Annotated in this window: 2 protein-coding genes and 1 pseudogene; 1 reads left to right on the forward strand and 2 read right to left on the reverse strand. The window is 32.2% G+C overall.

Annotated elements, in window-relative coordinates:
* A partial coding sequence (gene srtA / locus IDG60_RS14255; protein WP_206160826.1) for a class A sortase SrtA occupies positions 1-448 on the reverse strand: 448 nt, incomplete at its 3' end.
* Between the two features lie 193 nt (positions 449-641).
* Here srtA and IDG60_RS14260 point away from each other — a divergent pair.
* Complete coding sequence (locus IDG60_RS14260) at positions 642-1133, forward strand: GNAT family N-acetyltransferase (RefSeq protein WP_000617356.1); 492 nt, start codon at positions 642-644, stop codon at positions 1131-1133.
* 143 nt (positions 1134-1276) lie between these two features.
* Here the strand turns inward: IDG60_RS14260 and IDG60_RS22450 are convergent.
* Positions 1277-1375 (reverse strand): annotated as a pseudogene (locus IDG60_RS22450) (hypothetical protein); the annotation flags it as partial.

The following is a 1375-nucleotide window of genomic DNA, read 5'->3' on the forward strand; positions in this document are numbered from 1 at the left end:
TTTCATTACCAACTTTAAAGTACACCATACTACCTTTTTTGGCTGCTTTAAGATTTGTAAATTGATAGTTCGGACGGTCAATGAAAGTGTGTCCTGCAATTGAAATATTTTGATCATCTAGTGATTCATTTTCTTCTGCAAAGCTTACACCTCTATTTAATTGTTCAGGTGTTGCTGGTCCTGGATATACTGGTTCTTTAATATCAGCATCTGGAATTTCAATATAGCCTGCCACTTTTGATTTATCTTTCGGAATTTGAGGTTTAGCTTGCTGCTTATTGTCTTTACTCGCCTGTTCTTTTACATTTTTATCATATTGTTCAATCTTTTCATCTTTATCTTTATCGTGAAGATAATTATCGATATGTGGTTTAGCAAACAAATATGCTGCCACTAGGATAAGTACTACACCAGCGATTGTCATTAATCGATTTGTCCATTTTTTCATACGTTAAGGCTCCTTTTATACATTTCACAATGCCTATTAACATTTCATATAGTATACCATTAATTATAAAATGACTCATAGCAATTCATTTTATATTATAAAATTTGCACATATATTGTCACGTTAGATTTCATTACACATATTTGCATTCAAATAACGAAACGTTTTTAATAATTACTAAGGGGGAATTATTATGATTCGATGTGCTAAAAAAGAAGATTTAAACGCTATATTAGCGATATACAACGATGCCATTATTAATACAACAGCTGTTTATACTTATAAACCGCAAACCATAGACGAACGTATCGCATGGTTTGAAACGAAACAACGTAATCATGAGCCTATCTTTGTATTTGAGGAAAATGGAAGTGTATTAGGGTTTGCGACGTTCGGTTCGTTTAGACCTTGGCCAGCATATCAATATACTATCGAGCATTCTATTTATGTCGATGCTTCAGCTAGAGGAAAAGGTATCGCTAGTCAATTATTACAGCGTTTAATTGTAGAGGCAAAAGCTAAAGGTTATCGTACACTTGTTGCTGGTATTGATGCTTCTAATGAAGCGAGTATTAAATTACATCAAAAATTCAATTTCAAGCATGCCGGCACACTGACCAATGTAGGCTATAAATTTGATTACTGGTTAGATTTAGCTTTTTATGAATTAGATTTAAAAGACTAGTAGTGTTTAAATCACATAATATAAACAAGACAACCATGTTAATTCACTTAACATAACATGCTAACATATAAAACTATAAACCTCTTAGGGACAATTTACATCGTCCCTTTTTTCATTTCAAATACTATCCCCATAGCTTTGATTTAACGCTTTTTCTCAATAACAAAACGAATATAGTAGAACATGAAAACGATAATCATGCTGAGCGATAAAGATTTAAATAATAGATTGACCCACGTTCC

The sequence above is a fragment of the Staphylococcus sp. EG-SA-2 genome (genome assembly GCF_017152085.1).